The sequence below is a fragment of the Rhodoferax sp. TH121 genome, from assembly GCF_002251855.1.
Classification (GTDB): domain Bacteria; phylum Pseudomonadota; class Gammaproteobacteria; order Burkholderiales; family Burkholderiaceae_C; genus Allorhodoferax.
Window position 1 is genome coordinate 638161 of record NZ_NOXW01000020.1, and the last position, 16402, is coordinate 654562.

Below are 16402 nucleotides of genomic sequence, written 5' to 3' on the forward strand. Positions count from 1 at the left end.
ATATGGCAATCGTAGAAATCAAGGTTCCGGACATCGGTGACTTCGACGAAGTCGCGGTTATCGAACTGCTGGTCAAGGTCGGCGACACCATCAAGCCCGAGCAAAGCCTGATCACCGTGGAGTCCGACAAGGCCTCCATGGAGATCCCGGCCAGCCACGGCGGTGTGGTCACCGAGCTCAAAGTCAAGCTGGGCGATAAGGTCAAAGAAGGCTCTGTGGTCGTGTTGCTCGATGCAGTCGGCGCAGTTTCTGAGGCAAAATCGGCTGCAGCGCCCGCCGCATCTGCGCCAGCAGCTCCTGTTTCTGTAGCAGCCCCGGCGGCTTCGGCCCCAGTGGCCAGCAGCTTTGGCGGCAGTGCAGATCTGGAGTGCGATGTGGTCGTCATCGGTGGCGGCCCCGGCGGTTACTCCGCGGCATTCCGCGCGGCAGACTTGGGCCTCAAGGTCATCGTTGTCGAGCGCTACGCCACCTTGGGCGGCGTGTGCCTGAACGTGGGTTGCATTCCTTCCAAGGCGCTGTTGCACGTGGCGGCGGTCATGGACGAAGTTAGCCACATGGCGGACCTGGGTGTGGACTTTGGCGCACCCGTGGTCAACATTGACAAGCTGCGCGGCCACAAAGAAAAGGTCATCGGCAAGCTGACCGGTGGCTTGGCTGCCATGGCCAAAATGCGCAAGGTCACCACCGTGCGCGGCTACGGCAACTTTGTGGGTGCGAACCACCTTGAAGTCGAAGAAACCAGCGGCACCGCCCAAGAGAAGACCGGCAGCAAGAAAGTTATCACCTTTAAGCGCGCCATCATTGCGGCCGGCTCGCAAGCCGTGCGTTTGCCTTTCATGCCCAACGACCCGCGCGTCGTGGACTCCACCGGCGCTTTGGAGCTCAAGGAAGTTCCCAAGCGCATGTTGATTTTGGGTGGCGGCATCATCGGCTTGGAAATGGGCACCGTTTACAGCACGCTGGGCGCCCGCCTGGACGTGGTGGAAATGATGGACGGCCTGATGCAGGGAGCCGATCGCGACCTGGTCAAGATCTGGCAGAAGATGAACGCCAAGCGCTTCGACAACATCATGCTCAAGACCAAGACCGTGTCCGCACGCGCCTTGCCTGAAGGCATTGAAGTGACATTTGCAGCAGCGGAAGAGGGCGGTACTGCCCCCGCACCGCAGGTGTACGACTTGGTGCTGCAAGCCGTGGGCCGCACGCCCAATGGCAAAAAGATCAGCGCAGAGAAGGCCGGTGTGGCGGTGACAGACCGTGGCTTCATCAACGTCGACATCCAGATGCGCACCAACGTGCCGCACATCTTCGCCATCGGCGACATCGTGGGCCAGCCCATGCTGGCGCACAAGGCGGTGCATGAAGCGCACGTGGCAGCCGAAGTGATTGCCGGTGAACTCCAAGGTAACAAGGAATTGGCCGCTGCGGCATTCAACGCCCGCGTCATTCCTAGCGTGGCCTACACCGACCCCGAAGTGGCATGGGTGGGCCTTACCGAAGACCAGGCCAAGGCGCAAGGCATCAAGGTCAAGAAGGGCCTGTTCCCCTGGACCGCCTCTGGCCGCGCCATCGCCAACGGCCGCGACGAAGGCGTGACCAAACTGCTGTTCGACGACTCGCCCGAGGCCCATGGCCACGGCAAGATCCTGGGCGGCGGCATGGTGGGCACCCATGCGGGCGACATGATTGGCGAGATCGCCTTGGCGATCGAGATGGGCGCTGATGCAGTAGATATCGGCAAGACCATTCACCCGCACCCCACACTGGGCGAGAGCATAGGCATGGCGGCGGAGATTGCGCATGGCAGCTGCACGGATGTGCTGCCGCAGAAGAAGTAATCACTAAAAACTGCTACTAATTCAGTACCTGGCTGCGCAGATTCCGTAAGGGCTGTGCGGCCTTTTTTTCTTCGAAAGTTCTCTCTTGCCAAACTACCCTCCGTACCATTGGACTTCCTGTCCGTCCCAATTGATCGTCGGCTAGACTGTTTGGCCTGTCACCTACAACGGAGTACCACGTGGCAACGACCCCCAAGGAGATTAAACAGCTGCTTGACCGATTGATCGAGCGCCAGAACCTGCCCTTTGACGAGGTGCTGTCGATCTTCGCAGACCGGGGCGGCAAGTTCAGGCCTGGGGCGGTGCGGGAGCGCTTGCACTTTCTGTGGAACCGAGACCTGTTCGTACTGCTCGACGAGGCTGGCGAGCCGTCCTCGTGGGACGATGACGGGCCCTTCAAGTCGCCCGCGGCCTACACGCTGCGTTTCCTGGGCATCGCCGGCCGCGAAGAGGTCTACTCCGAATCTTTCGCCGACATCGTGGATCAGGACGACGTGCAGCAGATCGTGCCAGGCTATGTCTGGGTTGGTTTGAAGCGGCGCAGTGAACTGCGTATCGTGGGCGAACAGGCGACGGCGACGCTGCTCGCCGAGCGGCTGCGAGCCTTCACGCACCAGTTCTCTTTTCACTTGGTGACTGGGCAGCACGGGCCGCTTGCCCCATTGTTCTCCTCCAAGGCTGTCAAAGGCCAGAACTTGGAGACACTGTTGACACGGATCAGAAACCTTGAAACCGAGTATGGGCCTCTCGACTACTTCGATCACGTGCAGGTGATGCAGGTGCTCAATGGAGATACCTCCATGATGAAAGAAGGAGATGGCAATTTCAGGATGGATGTTCCTAAAAGCATCTCGCTCGATGCGATTCGCGGCTGGACGCAGTTCAAGCTCATAAGCGTGCGCACGCCGCATGGCGTGGCGGTGCACGACGTGACGGTCATGCTGAAGATTGTGGAAGAGGAGGGGTTCTTCCGCATCGTTGACGCCACGGTCGTCAGTAGCTAACGAATTACTGCAAACTCAGTAGCTGGACGCGCAAATTCCATGAGGGCTGCGTGAATCTTCAATAACAATGCCATTACGCCTTGCATGGGTGGTCTGGTACTGAATCGCTCTTGCATCCTTAAGGCCCTTGCGCTTCAAATCTCAGGCCTCTTTGTAAGCGCCAGAAAAAAACTACAAGCGTCGAAGTGATTTGATCTCTGTCACCTGCATCCCGAGGAAATCGCGCTCTGTCATGCCATTTTTGCTTTGATACTCAACGGAGACAACTTCTTCGAAACCGCCGTCCACTACCTTGCCGCGATCCATGTGGATCACGATGTCTTCAATCGCGAGAACCTCATTCCTTACCTAGAGACCCGCTGCCCACCAACGGAATTGCTGCAGAAACTTGCGTCCCATTCCGCCCAGCTTGCCGTGGGTACGAGGAGTATCTTGAGGGATGAGGGCTCCAAGCTAGAGGCAGGAAAATGGGAGCCAATGTCGGACAATAGCGGCCTATCGTAGAAATTGATGCGGTCCATAAGTGTTCTGAGCGAGTTAAACCATCCCATGACTTATCTAACCCAGGAACTAGCCCAAACGGAATTGCTGTCCAACTTGCCCGATTCCATTTTGGAGCAGGTCGCCGGGCATGCGACCCCACGGTTGTTGGCGGCTGGCGAGGTTTTGCTGACGCCTGACCAGGACAACGCTTATGTTTACCTCGTGTTGAGCGGTGCGCTGACCATTCACTTTGACACCCTAGATTCTCCGGCCATCCGTGAAGTAGCGCCGGGTGGATCCGTTGGAGAGATGTCGGTCATGGACGGCACACGACCCTCGGCGTTTGTGGTGGCCAAGGTTCCGAGCCGGGTATTCGGCATACACAGGGACCTGATTCAGGAAATGGTGGCCAATACCCATTCAGTGGCGGGTAATCTGCTGCGGCTGCTGACCCGGTGGCTGAAGGAGAACACGCACCGCATCGTCCGCGACCGTTTGCAGATTCAGGAACTCACAGACCATGTCGATGTCGATGCGCTGACTCGCCTCTACAACCGGCGTTGGCTCGACAATGCGATGGAGCGTCTGCTGGAGCAGTCGATCAAGGGTCAGCAGGGCTTGGGTGTTTTGCTGATTGATGTTGACCATTTCAAGCAATACAACGACACCCATGGACACCAGGGTGGCGACCAGGCCTTGGTCGCATTGAGCAATGTGCTAAAGACTACGGTGCGGCCCTATGACTTTGCGACCCGCTATGGTGGTGAAGAGTTTTTGGTCTTGCTGCCCAACACGACACTGCCCGAGGCCATCGCCACGGCACAACGCATGTGCGACGCCGCGCAGTCCATGGCAGTGGTGTCGCCAACGGGTTCCAGGTTGCCCGGCATCACGGTGTCGATCGGCGTCGCCGTGAGCGATGCGTCTTCCACGCCCCAGTCGCTGGTCGCTGCGGCTGACGCGAAGCTCTATCTGGCCAAACATGGCGGCCGCAACAGCGTGCGCTTCTGAGCGGGCGGTCGCTTCCTCGCAAGTCGCAATTTGATGGGCGCAAAGAACCCGACCTATCGACAAGTTTTTCGGTTGGCCTATTTTTTTCGCTCCTTATAGTTGCTGTTATCGCTATAAATTCAGTAGCTGGCCGCGCATATCCCGAAACGTCTGCGGGTCTTTTTCATTCGCAATCGCCAGAGCGCATAATGGCCAATGACCGACGCTTCTCCTCCCCACAAGCGCCGCGTGCGTTACGCTGGCACCCACCCCCGCCAGTTTGAAGACAAATACAAAGAACTGGACCCTGTGCGCCATGCGGCCGAGGTAGAGAAGGTCATGCAGCGCGGGCAAACGCCTGCGGGTATGCACCGCTCCATTTGCGTCGATGAAATCCTGGCCATCCTGAAACCCTTGCCCGGCGAAACCGGCCTGGATTTGACCCTGGGCTTTGGCGGCCACACGCTGGCCATGCTGCCGCTGGTGCAGCCCGGTGGACGCGTGTTTGGCATGGATGTGGACCCGATTGAACTGCCCCGCACCACAGCACGGCTTCGTACTTTGGGTTTTGGTGAAGAAACGCTCATCGTCCACCGCGCCAACTTCAGTGAATTGGCCACTTTGCTACCACAAGCGGGCGGTGGCTTTGACTTTGTGCTGGCCGACCTGGGGGTGTCGTCCATGCAGATCGACAACCCAGCACGGGGCTTCAGTTTCCGGGCGGATGGTCCGTTGGATTTGCGCCTGGATCCCAGCAGTGGCCAGTCTGCCAGCGAGCTGCTGCTGTGTGTGACCCGGCACCGGCTGCGCGACTTGTTGACCGACAACTCTGACGAGCCTTTTGCGATCCCCTTGGCCGCAGCCCTGCAAGGCCAGTATCTGGAAACCACGGTGCAGCTCGCCGATCTGGTGCGGGCCACCATGGAGCTGGCCTATAAGCGCAGCATGCCGTTTGAGGAGCGCCAAGTGGAGACCAAGAAGGTGCTGCAGCGCACCTTCCAGGCGCTACGCATTGAGGTGAATGACGAGTTTGGTGTGCTGGACAAAATGTTGCTGAACCTGCCCGCCTGCCTCAAGCCCGGTGGTCGGGTGGCCATCCTGAGCTTTCACTCCGGGGAAGACCGGCGCGTGAAAAAGTGCTTTCAATCTGGCGAACGCAACGGCATGTTCAGCAGTGTGGCCGCCGACCCGATTCGCGCGTCGTACGACGAGCAGCGCAGCAATCCCCGCTCCTCATCAGCAAAATTGCGCTGGGCGGTACGGGCGATGCATTGAGGCTTGGCCTAGGTGAAGTGGTAGTCTGCAGATACAGGGATGCGCACGGACAGTGCGCACTGAAAGCGCTCCATTTTTGGGGGGGGTACAGATTGACTCTTGGATTGATGTGGAGAGAATCGTCAGCATGAACACGCTCAACCCGTCGCGGTCCAATCCGTCCTTTCCTGTTCACTTTGTGCCTTTCAGCGGCACTCGGCAGGACTGCGATGAATGCGAAAAAGCCGAACGCCTGGGCTTTCAGTTTGAATATGCCTATCAGCCCATTGTTGATTTGCAAAACCGCAGCGTTTTTGCCCATGAGGCCCTGGTGAGGGGCCCTGGTGGCGAAGGCGCTGCCACCGTGTTGTCCCAGGTCAACGACCAGAATCGCTACCGATTTGATCAGTCATGCCGCGTCAAGGCGATCAAAGGTGCCGCAGAGTTGGGCATGACCCAGCCGGTATCCATCAATTTTTTGCCCAATGCCATCTACAAACCAGAGGTGTGTATCCGCACTACGCTGGAGGCCGCCCGGGTACACAGTTTCCCGCTGGAACAAATTATCTTTGAGGTGACTGAAGGGGAGCGAATTGACGATGGACCGTGGTTTGCATCCATCTTGCGCGAGTACAAACGCTGCGGTTTCAAAACGGCGATTGACGACTTTGGTGCAGGTTATGCCGGGCTCAAACTGCTGTCGGATTTTCAGCCTGACATTATCAAAATTGACATGGACTTGATCCGCAACGTCGATACCAACCGCGCCCGTCAAGCCATTGTGCGCAGCCTGGTTTCTCTGTGCCAAGACATGAATATCCAAGTTGTGGCCGAGGGCATCGAAACGGCAGGGGAGCGCGACTTCTTGTTTGACGCAGGCATCCACCTGATGCAGGGGTATCTGTTTGCCAAACCGGCTTTCCGTGCCATCGCAGAAATATCCCCGGCTGCTTGGAGCACCCAGAAATTCTAGCCACTGGCTGTGCATTCGCAGTGTGGTTGCCACCGGCTTGCACAGGCGTGTGTTGGCCTAATACCCGCGGCATGGACAGCGCTTTGTGCTCACCATTGCGTGACCTTGTTCCTTGCAATCTGCGCCGTGTCTTGTTTCGTATGATGTGTGACGATTTCCCTCAGAGGGTGCCATGAATATCGAAACAGCATCGTGGGTTCGGGATATGGGAATGAATGCGGGGATGCTGTCGTTTCTGGCAGCACTCTACGGTCTTGCCCATAGCAATGCGCGCCCCTCCGATTTGATTTTGCGCGCGAGACGGCAGCGTCTGTTGCCTTGGGTGACGGGCTTGCTGTTTGGCGTGACGGGTGTTCTCACCATGCTGGTGCCGCTTCGCTTGAGTGAAGGAGTGATCGTGGATGCCCGGCTGGTGGTGGCGGGCCTCGCCGGCGCCTACCTGCCGCCGGTGGGTGCGTTGCTGTGTGCGGCGGTACTGGCCACGTACCGTATTGCGCTGGGTGGCATAGGCACCGGTCCCGCGATGGTGGGCATTGTCTTGTGCGCCGGGATCGGCTGGCTATGGCAGCGCTACCGTCCGCTGTTTTCCGGTCGTCGCAATACAGCGTTGGCCGATGGATTTTGGCTGATCGGGCTGGGGCTTAGTTTGGCGGCAGGCGGGATGCTGGCCATCCAAACCCTGCCGGCCGATATCGCCCGCATGGTGACAGATCGAACCTGGCTCGCAGTCGTCCTGGTCTACCCCTTCGGGGCGTGCTTGCTTGGCTATTTGCTGGACAACGTTCACACACTGCATCTGCGTGAGGATGCGTTGGAGCGCACCGCCCAAAAGCTGAAAGACCTGTTGGCCGAAGCCCGACAGGCCGCCAGTGTTTTCATCAATAGCAAAGATGCGATTGCGATCATGTCGCCTGACGGCGTTGTGCTGGATGTCAACCCCACCTATTGCTCAATGCTGGGGTATTCCCGTGAAGAACTGATTGGCAAGACATCGGCCTTGTTACGTGTCGATGAAGGGGGAGAGTCCACGTTTTTGCGCCGGGTTTCGCAGAGCATTGAACACGATGGCCGTTGGCATGGGGAAGTGGTCCGACGTCGTAAAAATGGCGAGATATTTGTCTCTGAAGTCACAATAGAAGGCGTTCGGGACACTGCCGGGACCGTGTGCAACTGGGTATCTATTGGCAAGGATGTGACAGAGCAACGGCGGCTGGAACTCGCGCTGCAACAGTTCGGGAATTACGATGCACTGACAGGCTTGCCCAGTCGTCTGCTCTTCACCAAAGAACTCAATGCCGCCTTGCTTGATGTGGAAGATGCCAACAAGCTTTTGGTGCTGTGCCTTTTGGACATCGATCAATTCAAGGAGCTCAACGACATGTGGGGATTGCTGGTGGCGGACCAGTACCTGCGTTTGTTTGCACAGCGTCTCAAAAAAGAAGCCGGGGAGGGCAGTCTAGTCGGGCGCATTGGTGGCGATGAATTTGTTGTGGTGTTGCAGCATTGCCAGAGCGCCGAATCTGCCATGCAGCGGCTGCAAGCATTGCGTGGGGTGCTGGCGCAGACCGCGAGCCTGGACGGGAATGAGGTCCGGTTGACGTGCAGCGGGGGGGTAACCTTCTACCCGGATGACGATGCCGACGCCGATGGCTTGCTGCGCCACGCGGACCTTGCCTTGTATGCGGCCAAGGAGCAAGGCAAGGACCGTCTCGTGGTGTTCGATGTCAAGCAGGGCCAGCGCAGGCAGGCGCGCAGGCAGTCCGCCAAGCTGGTGGAGGAGGCGCTGCAACGCGGTGAAATGGAGCTATTTTTTCAGCCCAAGGTCAGGATCAGCGATGGGCAAGTGGTTGGCGCTGAATCGCTGATCCGGTGGCGCCACCCAGAGCGGGGACTTTTGGCGCCGGGGGCCTTTCTCGAGGACATCGCAGGCACGCCAGTCAGCAACCAGCTGGACTACTGGGTGATGGAGGCCGCCTTCAAGGCCGGGCAAACCTTGGCCGCCAACGGCCAGCCGGTGGCACTGAGCATCAACCTCACCGTCTCTACCCTGATCGACAGCCACTTCCAACTCAAGGTTGCCCAGTTGCAGGCCCAGTATCCCGAGCTGCCTAACCGTTTCCTGGAGGTCGAGTTGTTGGAGACAGAGACGTTCAACGATCTGTCCGCAGTGGCCTATGTCATCCGGGGTCTGGATGCTGTCGGTATCCAGTGCGCGATTGACGACTTTGGTACGGGCTACTCTTCACTGACCTACCTGCAGCGCTTGCCGGCGCAAATCGTGAAGATTGACCAGTCTTTTGTGCGTGACATGTTGAACAACGAACGCGATTCCCGGTTGGTGCGCGGCATCATCAGCCTCGCCCGTGCCTTTGAGCGGCAAGTGGTGGCCGAGGGGGTGGAGACGCTGGCCCATGCGGAAACGCTGTGTGAGATGGGATGCGACATTTTGCAGGGGTATGGCATTGCACGCCCCATGCCTTTGCCGGATCTGAAGGTGTGGCTTAAGGATTGGCGACCACCTCCCGAGCTCTTACGTGCCATGCCGGGCAAGCGGAGTGGTCGCCGTGCTGGTGACGCCATTGCAAAGTAGTGGAAAATAGCGGGTTTTCTGCCATTGACACCCCAGCAGGAAATCACTCGGTCTTCCAACCCCTTTGCTCGATTGCGCCTGTCCATGTCTGACATCAATTCCTCCAAGATCTCTGTCGAGAAAATCGGCGGCACTTCCATGACCGCCTTTGGCGATGTGCTGCGCCACATCGTGCTGCACGACCCCAAACGCATCTACGGCCGCATTTACGTGGTGTCTGCCTACTCTGGCGTGACCAACCAGTTACTGGAGCACAAAAAGACGGGCGAACGCGGTATTTATGCGTTGTTTGCCGAGGGCAAGGGTTACCAGGACGCACTAACCGGTCTGGCAGTCAGCCTGAAGAAGCTCAACGCAGGGTACGCCGATATCGGCTTGCCACTGGCCGTGGCCGATGCCTTCATTGACCAGCGCATTGCCCAGGCCCGCGAATACCTAGGTGCCATGCAGCACGTGCTGGCCAGCGGCTACCTGAGCCGCAAGGATGTGCTGTTGGCTGCGCGTGAAGTGCTGGCCTCCATCGGTGAATCCCATAGCGCGTTCAACTCGGTGGAGATTCTCAAAGCCAACGGCGTGAATGCCGTCCTGATGGATCTGGCAGGTTTTGACGACAACGAGGCCTGGACGATCGACGAACGCATTGCCAACAGCTTCAAAGATCTGGACTTGGTGAACAACGTGATCGTGGCCACTGGTTACACCAAGGGCACCGAAGGCATCATGCGTGAGTTCGACCGCGGATACTCGGAAGTTACCTTCAGCAAAATCGCCGTGGAAGTGCGCCCGGCCGAGGCAGTGATCCACAAGGAATTCCACTTGTCTTCTGCCGACCCCAACCTCGTGGGTCTGGAAAACGCTATCGTGGTGGGCGCCACCAACTACGACGTGGCCGACCAGTTGGCTGATGTGGGCATGGAAGCCATCCACCCTAAGGCTGCCAAGCCCATGGAGCTGGCCGGTATTCCCATCCGCCTGAAGAACACGTTTGAGCCCGACCACCCTGGCACCTTGATCACCAAAGATTTTGTGGGCGAGCGCGCCCGCGTGGAAATCGTGACCGGTACCGACAAGGTCACGCTGATCGAGATTCACGACCCCAGCATGGTGGGCACCGTGGGCTTTGATGCCAGCCTGATGCAGGTGTTTTGCAAACACGACATCAGCTACATCCTGAAAGCGACCAACGCCAATTCCATTGCCCACTTGGTGTGGGATAGCCAGGTCACGCCTGAACTCGTGGCCGAATTGGAGACCTTGTACCAGGTGGTCACCGTCAAGCCAAGCGCCATTGTCTGCACCATCGGCTCCAACATCGGCATTCCCGGCGTGCTGGCCAAGGCGGCGCAGGCGCTGGCAGATGCGGAGGTCAACGTCAACTGCGTGTCGCAAACGCTGCGCCAGGTAAACATGCAGTTCGTGATTGAGCGCGCCGATTACAAAACCGCCATCAAGGCACTCAATATGGCCTTGTGCGTCAACTCCGGGACGCCCGTACCCCGCGTCTGATTGGCTCTCGTAACGCTACTAATTTAGTAGCTGGCCGCGCAGTATCTACGAGCATTGCGCGGCTTTTTTATGCCCAACGCAGCGTCAAACCCGTTGCTTGTCCAGTTTGCGGCTCAGCGTGCGGCGGTGCATGCCCAAGCGCCGGGCAGCTTCCGAGATATTGAAATCGCTCTCCGCCAGCACCTGGTGGATGCGTTCCCATTCCAGGGTCTTGATGGAGCTGGAGCGGTTGGTCAGCGCGACTTCCGGGTTGCCTTCTTGTTGGCCAAAAGCAGCCTCAATGTCATCGGTGTTGGATGGCTTGGCCAGGTACTGACTGGCGCCCAGCTTGACGGCTTCGACCGCCGTGGCAATGCTGGCAAAACCGGTGAGTACCACGATGCGTGTCGTCGCGCTGTGTGCGTGCAGGGCGCGCACGCACGCCAGGCCCGTAGCTTCGCCCTTGAGTTTGAGGTCTACCACCGCGTACTGGGGGGTGTGCAGTGCCAGCAGGGCGTCCATGGCGGCCATGCCATCGGCGTGCAGCACGCGGTAGCCGCGCCGTTCGAATGAACGGGCCAAGGTACGTGCAAAGGCCTCGTCGTCCTCCACGATGAGCAGCAGGCGTTCAGAGTCCATGGTCTTCCTGGTTAGCATCTTGCAGGGTAATGGCCGAGAGCGACAAGGTGATGGTGACTTCTGCGCCCCCCTCGGGGCGGTTGCGGGCGACCACGCTGCCACCCAAGGTGCGCGCCACATTCATCGACAAAAACAGTCCCAGGCCACCGCCCGGGCGCCCCTTGGTGGACTGGTATGGAGTGCCGATGTGCGCGAGCAATTCAGGTGCGAAGCCGGGCCCGCGGTCGCTCACCACAATGCGCAGCGTATCAACATCGCGCTCAGCGTGGAGCTGCACCCAGTGCGGTGAGGCGTCGCGCGCGTTGTCCAGCACATTGAACACCATTTGCTCCAGTGTGGTGTCGGCCACCATGGGGCTGTCGTGCAGGATGTGGTTGTCATACACAAACTGGTTCACCGAGCGGGTGGTGCGCCAGTCCTTCACCAACGTGTCCAGAAACTGCCGCACGGTGGTCTGCACAGAGGACTCACCTCGCGTCTCGCCCGCCGAAAGCAGGATGCCGCTGACGATGCTCTTGCAGCGTTTGACTTGGGCCTCCATCTCGGCAATGTCTTCTTGCAGCGTTGTGTCGGCGCTTAGCGCGGGAACACGTTTCCAGTCGCCCAAGATGACGGCCATGGTGGCCAGCGGGGTGCCAAGTTCGTGTGCGGCGCCCGATGCCAGCAGGCCCATACGCACGATGTGCTCTTCTTCTGCAGCACGCTGGCGGGCCGTGGCCAGGCGAGCGTCTTGGCGGCGCAAGTTTTGGTTGATTCGGGTGATGAAGATCACCACCAGGATGGCGTTGAGCGCAAAACACACCAAAAGGCCCACCACATAGGGGCTGCTCCAGCCCTCCTGCAAATTGGGCGCCAGCGGCAGAGGGCGGCTGTGCTCGGCCAATAAAACCACGCAGGCCGACGCTGCCAACACGATGGACCAGAGGTAGCCACCGCGCAACAGCATGGCTCCCACAGCAATTTGCAGCAGGTAGAGGAAGACAAAGGGGTTGCTGATGCCGCCGCTGAGGTACAACTGTGCAGTCAAAGCGGCTACATCCACCAGCAGGGCAATAAAGAGCTCCACCTCGTGCACCCGGCGGCGCACCCGCCAGCGCAACAGGCTCACCAAGTTGAACACCACCATACACGCCACGATGGCCAGCATGGCCTGCAGTGGCAAAGCCAAGCGCAGGCTGTAGTGCGTCACTTCAATGGTCAGCAACTGCCCCACCACGGCAATCCAGCGCAGCTGGATAAGCTGCTGCAGGTTTTTTCGCCCCGCCGATGCGCCGGCGGTGCGGGCCTTGCGCAGGGGTGTTTGGGTGGGTTCAGTCGTGCGTGTCATGGTCGGGGTGATGGACAGCGGCATGCTGTCGACGTTCGTAGCGTGCCACAAGCACAGCTGCACCTACAACCATCAGGGCCAGCCCAAACCAGGTAAGCGCGTATACCAAGTGGCTGTTGGAGAAACGAACCACGGTCAGGCCAGGGCGTGGCCAGGGCCCCACGGGGTTGGGGGCCAATTCTGCGGAGCTGGCTTCCAGCAAGGCAGGGAGACCTGCGTCCACGAAGAAGGGGGCGGCCTGCGGCAACTGTTGGGCCAAGGCGATGGCAGCAACATCCCTTGAATGCCAGCGTTGCTGGGATGGGTCATTGCTGCGCAAAAAACCACCATCGGGCTCCGTTTTGCGCAGCAGGCCAACGACGCTCAGATGCTTGTGGTCAGGTTCTGCCGGGGCCAGCCACTCTGCGCGTTGGGAGGCGGGCACAAAGCCGCGATTGACCAGCACCTGTGTCCCGTCTGTCTGTTGCAACGGGGTTAGCACCCAATAGCCGGCGCCCAGAACAGTGCTGGCCTGCGTGAGTACGGTTTTGTTGCTCAGCCAATGACCTTCCAGGCGCACCGCCAGGTATTCCAGCTTGGCAACATCCAGCCCGGGCCATTGGCCAGCGGTGGGGGGCGCAACAGGCGCCGCTTGGATGCGTTCGGTGACGCGGTTGATCAGGTCCAGCTTCCAAGCCCGGCGCTGCAGCTGCCAAACCCCCAAGGTGCTGAAGCCGACCAGCAACGCCAAGCCCAGCACGGCGAGTGTTGCCAGCATCCAGGCCGGACGCTGCTTGCTGCTGCGCGGTGGCGTGTTGGACACCTGGTGGTCAGGTCGGGGCTGGCGCAACGACCGGCAGCGTCGGGTGCTCGGGCATCATGTTGGTGTTCATGTGGAACATGACCCACAAGGTGCCAGCAATGGCAATGGCCACAAAGACTACGGTAAAGATGGTGGACAGGAGTGTCCAGCCACCTTCTACCTTGCCGTTCATGTGCAGAAAGTACACCATGTGCACCACGATCTGCACTACTGCAAAGGCGCCCAGCACCAACACGGCGGTATTGCGGTCGGCAATCACTTTGGCCATGACCAGCCAGAAGGGGATGGCCGTGAGGATGATAGACAACACAAAACCAGTCATGTAGCCCGAGAAGGTGCTGTGCGGTTCAGTGTTGCCGTGGTGGTCGTCATGTGCGGCGCTCATTTACAGCACTCCCATCAGGTAGACAAAGGTAAAGACGCCGATCCAGACTACGTCCAGAAAGTGCCAGAACATGGACAGGCACATCAGGCGGCGCGTGTTGGCAGGGATCAGGCCGTGTTTGCTGATCTGGACCATCAGTACCACCAGCCAGATGAGGCCGAAGGTAACGTGCAAGCCGTGTGTGCCCACCAGAGTGAAGAAAGCCGACAGAAACGCACTGCGCTGGGGTGTGGCGCCTTGGTGTATCAGGTGGTAGAACTCATACAGCTCCAGGCCCAGGAAACACAGGCCGAAAAAGCCGGTCACAGCCAGCCACAGCAGCGTGCCTTTCACGTCGCCCAGTTGTTTGCGCAGCATGGCAAAGCCGAAGGTGATGGACGACAGCAGCAGAAACGCCGTGTTGATGGCCACCAGTGTCAGGTCAAACAGTTGGGCACCGGTGGGGCCTGCAGCATAGCTGCGGCCCAGTACGCCGTAGGTGGCAAACAAGGCGGCAAAGATGAGGCAGTCGCTCATCAGGTAGAGCCAGAAGCCCAGGGCCGTGCCGTTCTCGGGGTGGGGCTCGTGGGCGAGGTGGTACTCGCGCACGGCCATGGCGCCAGCGGCGCTTGTGTGCAGGGTGGTATCAGACATGGCGGGCCAGTTGCAGTGTGCGGACTTCTTCGCTGGCAGCCACGTCGGCTGCAGGGATGTAGAAGTCACGCTGGTAATTGAAAGTGTGGGCGATGCATGCGAGCAGCAGCGCGGCAAACGACACGCCGGCCAGCAGCCACATGTGCCAGATCAGTGCAAAGCCAAACACCAGCGACAGGGCCGAGATCACTACACCGGCACCGGTGTTGGCAGGCATGTGGATCGCCTGGTAGCCGCGCAGCGGGCGCTGGTAGCCGTGTTTTTTCATGTCCCACCAGGCATCAATGCTGTGCACCACGGGGGTGAAGGCAAAGTTGTAGTCGGGCGGGGGCGAGGAAGTGGCCCACTCCAGCGTGCGTGCATCCCAGGGGTCGCCGGTGTGGTCGCGCAGTTCTTCTCGCTTGAGGTAGCTCACCACCAGCTGGATCAGGAAGCAGGCAATACCCGCCGCAATCATGGCAGCGCCGATAGCAGCCACCACGAAGTAGGGCTGCAGGGAAGCGTCTTCAAAATGGTTGGCACGGCGGGTCACGCCCATCAGGCCCAACACATAGAGTGGGCCAAACGCGACCCAGAAGCCCACCACCCACAGCCAGAACGAGCGCACGCCCCAGGTGCGGTCCAGCTTGTAGCCAAAAGCCTTGGGGTACCAATAGTTGATGCCGGCAAACAGGCCGAACAACACACCGCCGATGATCACGTTGTGGAAGTGGGCGATCAGGAACAGGCTGTTGTGCAGCACAAAGTCAGCCGGTGGCACCGCCAGCAGCACGCCGGTCATCCCGCCAATGGCAAAGGTAATCATGAAAGCCACGGTCCACATCATGGGCAGCTCAAAGCGGATGCGGCCCTTGTACATGGTGAACAGCCAATTGAAGATCTTGGCCCCCGTGGGGATCGAGATGATCATGGTCGTGATGCCGAAGAAGGTGTTCACGCTGGCGCCGGAGCCCATGGTGAAGAAGTGGTGCAACCACACCAAGTACGACAAGATGGTGATCACCACAGTGGCGTACACCATGGAGGTATAGCCAAACAGGCGTTTCTTGCAGAACGTAGCCACCACCTCGGAGAAGATGCCGAAGCAGGGCAGGATCAGGATGTAGACCTCGGGGTGGCCCCAGATCCAGATCAGGTTCACGTAGAGCATGGGATTGCCACCCAGCTCGTTGGTAAAGAAATTGGTGCCCACATAGCGGTCCAGCGACATCAGCACCAGGGCAGCGGTCAACACGGGGAAGGACGCCACGATCAGTGCATTGGTGCACAGGGCGGTCCAGGTGAACACAGGCATCTTCATCAGGCTCATGCCGGGTGCGCGCATCTTGATGATGGTGACGATCAGGTTGATGCCCGAGAGCGTGGTGCCCACCCCGGCAATCTGCAGCGCCCAGATGTAGTAGTCCAGCCCGGTGCTGGGGTTTTGCGCCCCCAAGTTAGACAAAGCCAGCCAGCCGGACGTAGAGAACTCGCCCAGGAACAGCGACACCATCACCAGCACGGCGCCTGCGGTGGTCATCCAGAAACTGAAGTTGTTCAGAAAAGGAAACGACACGTCGCGCGCACCGATCTGCAACGGGACCAAGTAGTTCATCAGGCCCGTGACCAGCGGCATGGCCACGAAGAAGATCATGATCACGCCGTGGGCGGTGAAGATCTGGTCGTAGTGGTGCGGTGGCAGGTAGCCCATGTTGTCGCCAAAGGCCATGGCCTGTTGCAGGCGCATCATCACGGCGTCGGCAAAGCCGCGCAGCAGCATCACCAGGCCCAGGATCATGTACATGATCCCGATCTTCTTGTGGTCGATGCTGCAGATCCAGTCGCGCCACAAGGGGCCCCACAGACGGAACTTGGTGATGGCGGCCATCACGGCCAGACCGCCCAGCACCACGGCGATAAAGGTCCACAGCACGATGGGCTCGTGTGCCATGGGCACGGCGTCCCAGTTCAGCCGGCCCAAGGCCCAGTGGGAGGGGGAGACAGTTTCAGAGGACATAGG

The 16402-nt window shown here is 59.5% G+C and carries 14 protein-coding genes; 7 read left to right on the plus strand and 7 right to left on the minus strand.

Features of this window, described 5'->3' with window-relative positions:
- Positions 1–2: 2 nt before the first annotated feature.
- Entirely contained in the window at positions 3–1838 is a 1836-nt protein-coding gene (gene lpdA, locus CHU94_RS09050; RefSeq protein WP_094478898.1) for a dihydrolipoyl dehydrogenase, read from the plus strand.
- A 179-nt stretch (positions 1839–2017) separates the two neighbouring features.
- On the plus strand, positions 2018–2842 hold the full coding sequence (locus CHU94_RS09055; RefSeq protein WP_094478900.1) for a hypothetical protein: 825 nt from the start codon (positions 2018–2020) through the stop codon (positions 2840–2842).
- A 171-nt stretch (positions 2843–3013) separates the two neighbouring features.
- Here the strand turns inward: CHU94_RS09055 and CHU94_RS19240 are convergent, their stop codons facing one another.
- Positions 3014–3157, minus strand: a complete 144-nt coding sequence (locus CHU94_RS19240) for a hypothetical protein (protein WP_176451974.1) — start codon at positions 3155–3157, stop codon at positions 3014–3016.
- A gap of 234 nt (positions 3158–3391) precedes the next feature.
- Here CHU94_RS19240 and CHU94_RS09065 point away from each other — a divergent pair, with 234 nt between their 5' ends.
- From CHU94_RS09065 to CHU94_RS09085, 5 genes are all read left to right on the plus strand, one after another.
- Positions 3392–4336, plus strand: coding sequence for a GGDEF domain-containing protein (locus CHU94_RS09065; RefSeq protein ID WP_176451975.1), 945 nt, complete (start codon positions 3392–3394; stop codon positions 4334–4336).
- Between the two features lie 195 nt (positions 4337–4531).
- The gene (gene rsmH, locus CHU94_RS09070; RefSeq protein WP_094478906.1) at positions 4532–5590 is read left to right on the plus strand and encodes a 16S rRNA (cytosine(1402)-N(4))-methyltransferase RsmH; all 1059 of its coding nucleotides are present in this window, start codon (positions 4532–4534) and stop codon (positions 5588–5590) included.
- 127 nt (positions 5591–5717) lie between these two features.
- The gene (locus tag CHU94_RS09075; RefSeq protein WP_094478908.1) at positions 5718–6542 is read left to right on the plus strand and encodes an EAL domain-containing protein; all 825 of its coding nucleotides are present in this window, start codon (positions 5718–5720) and stop codon (positions 6540–6542) included.
- 172 nt (positions 6543–6714) lie between these two features.
- Entirely contained in the window at positions 6715–9132 is a 2418-nt protein-coding gene (locus tag CHU94_RS09080) for a bifunctional diguanylate cyclase/phosphodiesterase (protein ID WP_094478910.1), read from the plus strand.
- 84 nt (positions 9133–9216) lie between these two features.
- Complete coding sequence (locus tag CHU94_RS09085; protein ID WP_094478912.1) at positions 9217–10638, plus strand: aspartate kinase; 1422 nt, start codon at positions 9217–9219, stop codon at positions 10636–10638.
- A gap of 84 nt (positions 10639–10722) precedes the next feature.
- Here the strand turns inward: CHU94_RS09085 and CHU94_RS09090 are convergent, their stop codons facing one another.
- From CHU94_RS09090 to cyoB, 6 genes are read right to left on the minus strand one after another with little or no spacing between them, the layout of a single operon-like run.
- Complete coding sequence (locus CHU94_RS09090) at positions 10723–11256, minus strand: response regulator transcription factor (protein WP_094478914.1); 534 nt, start codon at positions 11254–11256, stop codon at positions 10723–10725.
- Entirely contained in the window at positions 11246–12583 is a 1338-nt protein-coding gene (locus tag CHU94_RS09095) for an ATP-binding protein (RefSeq protein ID WP_094479362.1), read from the minus strand. The genes CHU94_RS09090 and CHU94_RS09095 overlap by 11 nt, the downstream gene beginning before the upstream one ends.
- Entirely contained in the window at positions 12567–13340 is a 774-nt protein-coding gene (locus CHU94_RS09100) for an SURF1 family protein (protein ID WP_094479364.1), read from the minus strand. Before CHU94_RS09100 ends, CHU94_RS09095 begins: the two co-directional genes overlap by 17 nt.
- A gap of 52 nt (positions 13341–13392) precedes the next feature.
- On the minus strand, positions 13393–13770 hold the full coding sequence (cyoD, locus tag CHU94_RS09105; RefSeq protein WP_094478916.1) for a cytochrome o ubiquinol oxidase subunit IV: 378 nt from the start codon (positions 13768–13770) through the stop codon (positions 13393–13395).
- Positions 13771–14403: a cytochrome o ubiquinol oxidase subunit III gene (gene cyoC / locus CHU94_RS09110; RefSeq protein WP_094478918.1), complete on the minus strand. Its 633-nt coding sequence runs from the start codon at positions 14401–14403 to the stop codon at positions 13771–13773.
- Positions 14396–16399: a cytochrome o ubiquinol oxidase subunit I gene (gene cyoB / locus CHU94_RS09115; RefSeq protein ID WP_094478920.1), complete on the minus strand. Its 2004-nt coding sequence runs from the start codon at positions 16397–16399 to the stop codon at positions 14396–14398. The genes cyoC and cyoB overlap by 8 nt, the downstream gene beginning before the upstream one ends.
- Between the last annotated feature and the right edge of the window lie 3 nt (positions 16400–16402).

What these genes read in the sequence shown, in the direction of transcription:
- CHU94_RS09075 (WP_094478908.1), top strand. Translation starts at nt 5,718, where the DNA reads ATGAACACGCTCAACCCGTCGCGGTCCAATCCGTCCTTTCCTGTTCAC.
- CHU94_RS09100 (WP_094479364.1), bottom strand. Translation starts at nt 13,340, where the DNA reads ATGCTGGCAACACTCGCCGTGCTGGGCTTGGCGTTGCTGGTCGGCTTC.
- CHU94_RS09090 (WP_094478914.1), bottom strand. Translation starts at nt 11,256, where the DNA reads ATGGACTCTGAACGCCTGCTGCTCATCGTGGAGGACGACGAGGCCTTT.
- cyoC (WP_094478918.1), bottom strand. Translation starts at nt 14,403, where the DNA reads ATGTCTGATACCACCCTGCACACAAGCGCCGCTGGCGCCATGGCCGTG.
- CHU94_RS09085 (WP_094478912.1), top strand. Translation starts at nt 9,217, where the DNA reads ATGTCTGACATCAATTCCTCCAAGATCTCTGTCGAGAAAATCGGCGGC.
- rsmH (WP_094478906.1), top strand. Translation starts at nt 4,532, where the DNA reads ATGACCGACGCTTCTCCTCCCCACAAGCGCCGCGTGCGTTACGCTGGC.
- CHU94_RS09095 (WP_094479362.1), bottom strand. Translation starts at nt 12,583, where the DNA reads ATGACACGCACGACTGAACCCACCCAAACACCCCTGCGCAAGGCCCGC.
- cyoD (WP_094478916.1), bottom strand. Translation starts at nt 13,770, where the DNA reads ATGAGCGCCGCACATGACGACCACCACGGCAACACTGAACCGCACAGC.
- lpdA (WP_094478898.1), top strand. Translation starts at nt 3, where the DNA reads ATGGCAATCGTAGAAATCAAGGTTCCGGACATCGGTGACTTCGACGAA.
- CHU94_RS09065 (WP_176451975.1), top strand. Translation starts at nt 3,392, where the DNA reads ATGACTTATCTAACCCAGGAACTAGCCCAAACGGAATTGCTGTCCAAC.
- CHU94_RS09080 (WP_094478910.1), top strand. Translation starts at nt 6,715, where the DNA reads ATGAATATCGAAACAGCATCGTGGGTTCGGGATATGGGAATGAATGCG.
- cyoB (WP_094478920.1), bottom strand. Translation starts at nt 16,399, where the DNA reads ATGTCCTCTGAAACTGTCTCCCCCTCCCACTGGGCCTTGGGCCGGCTG.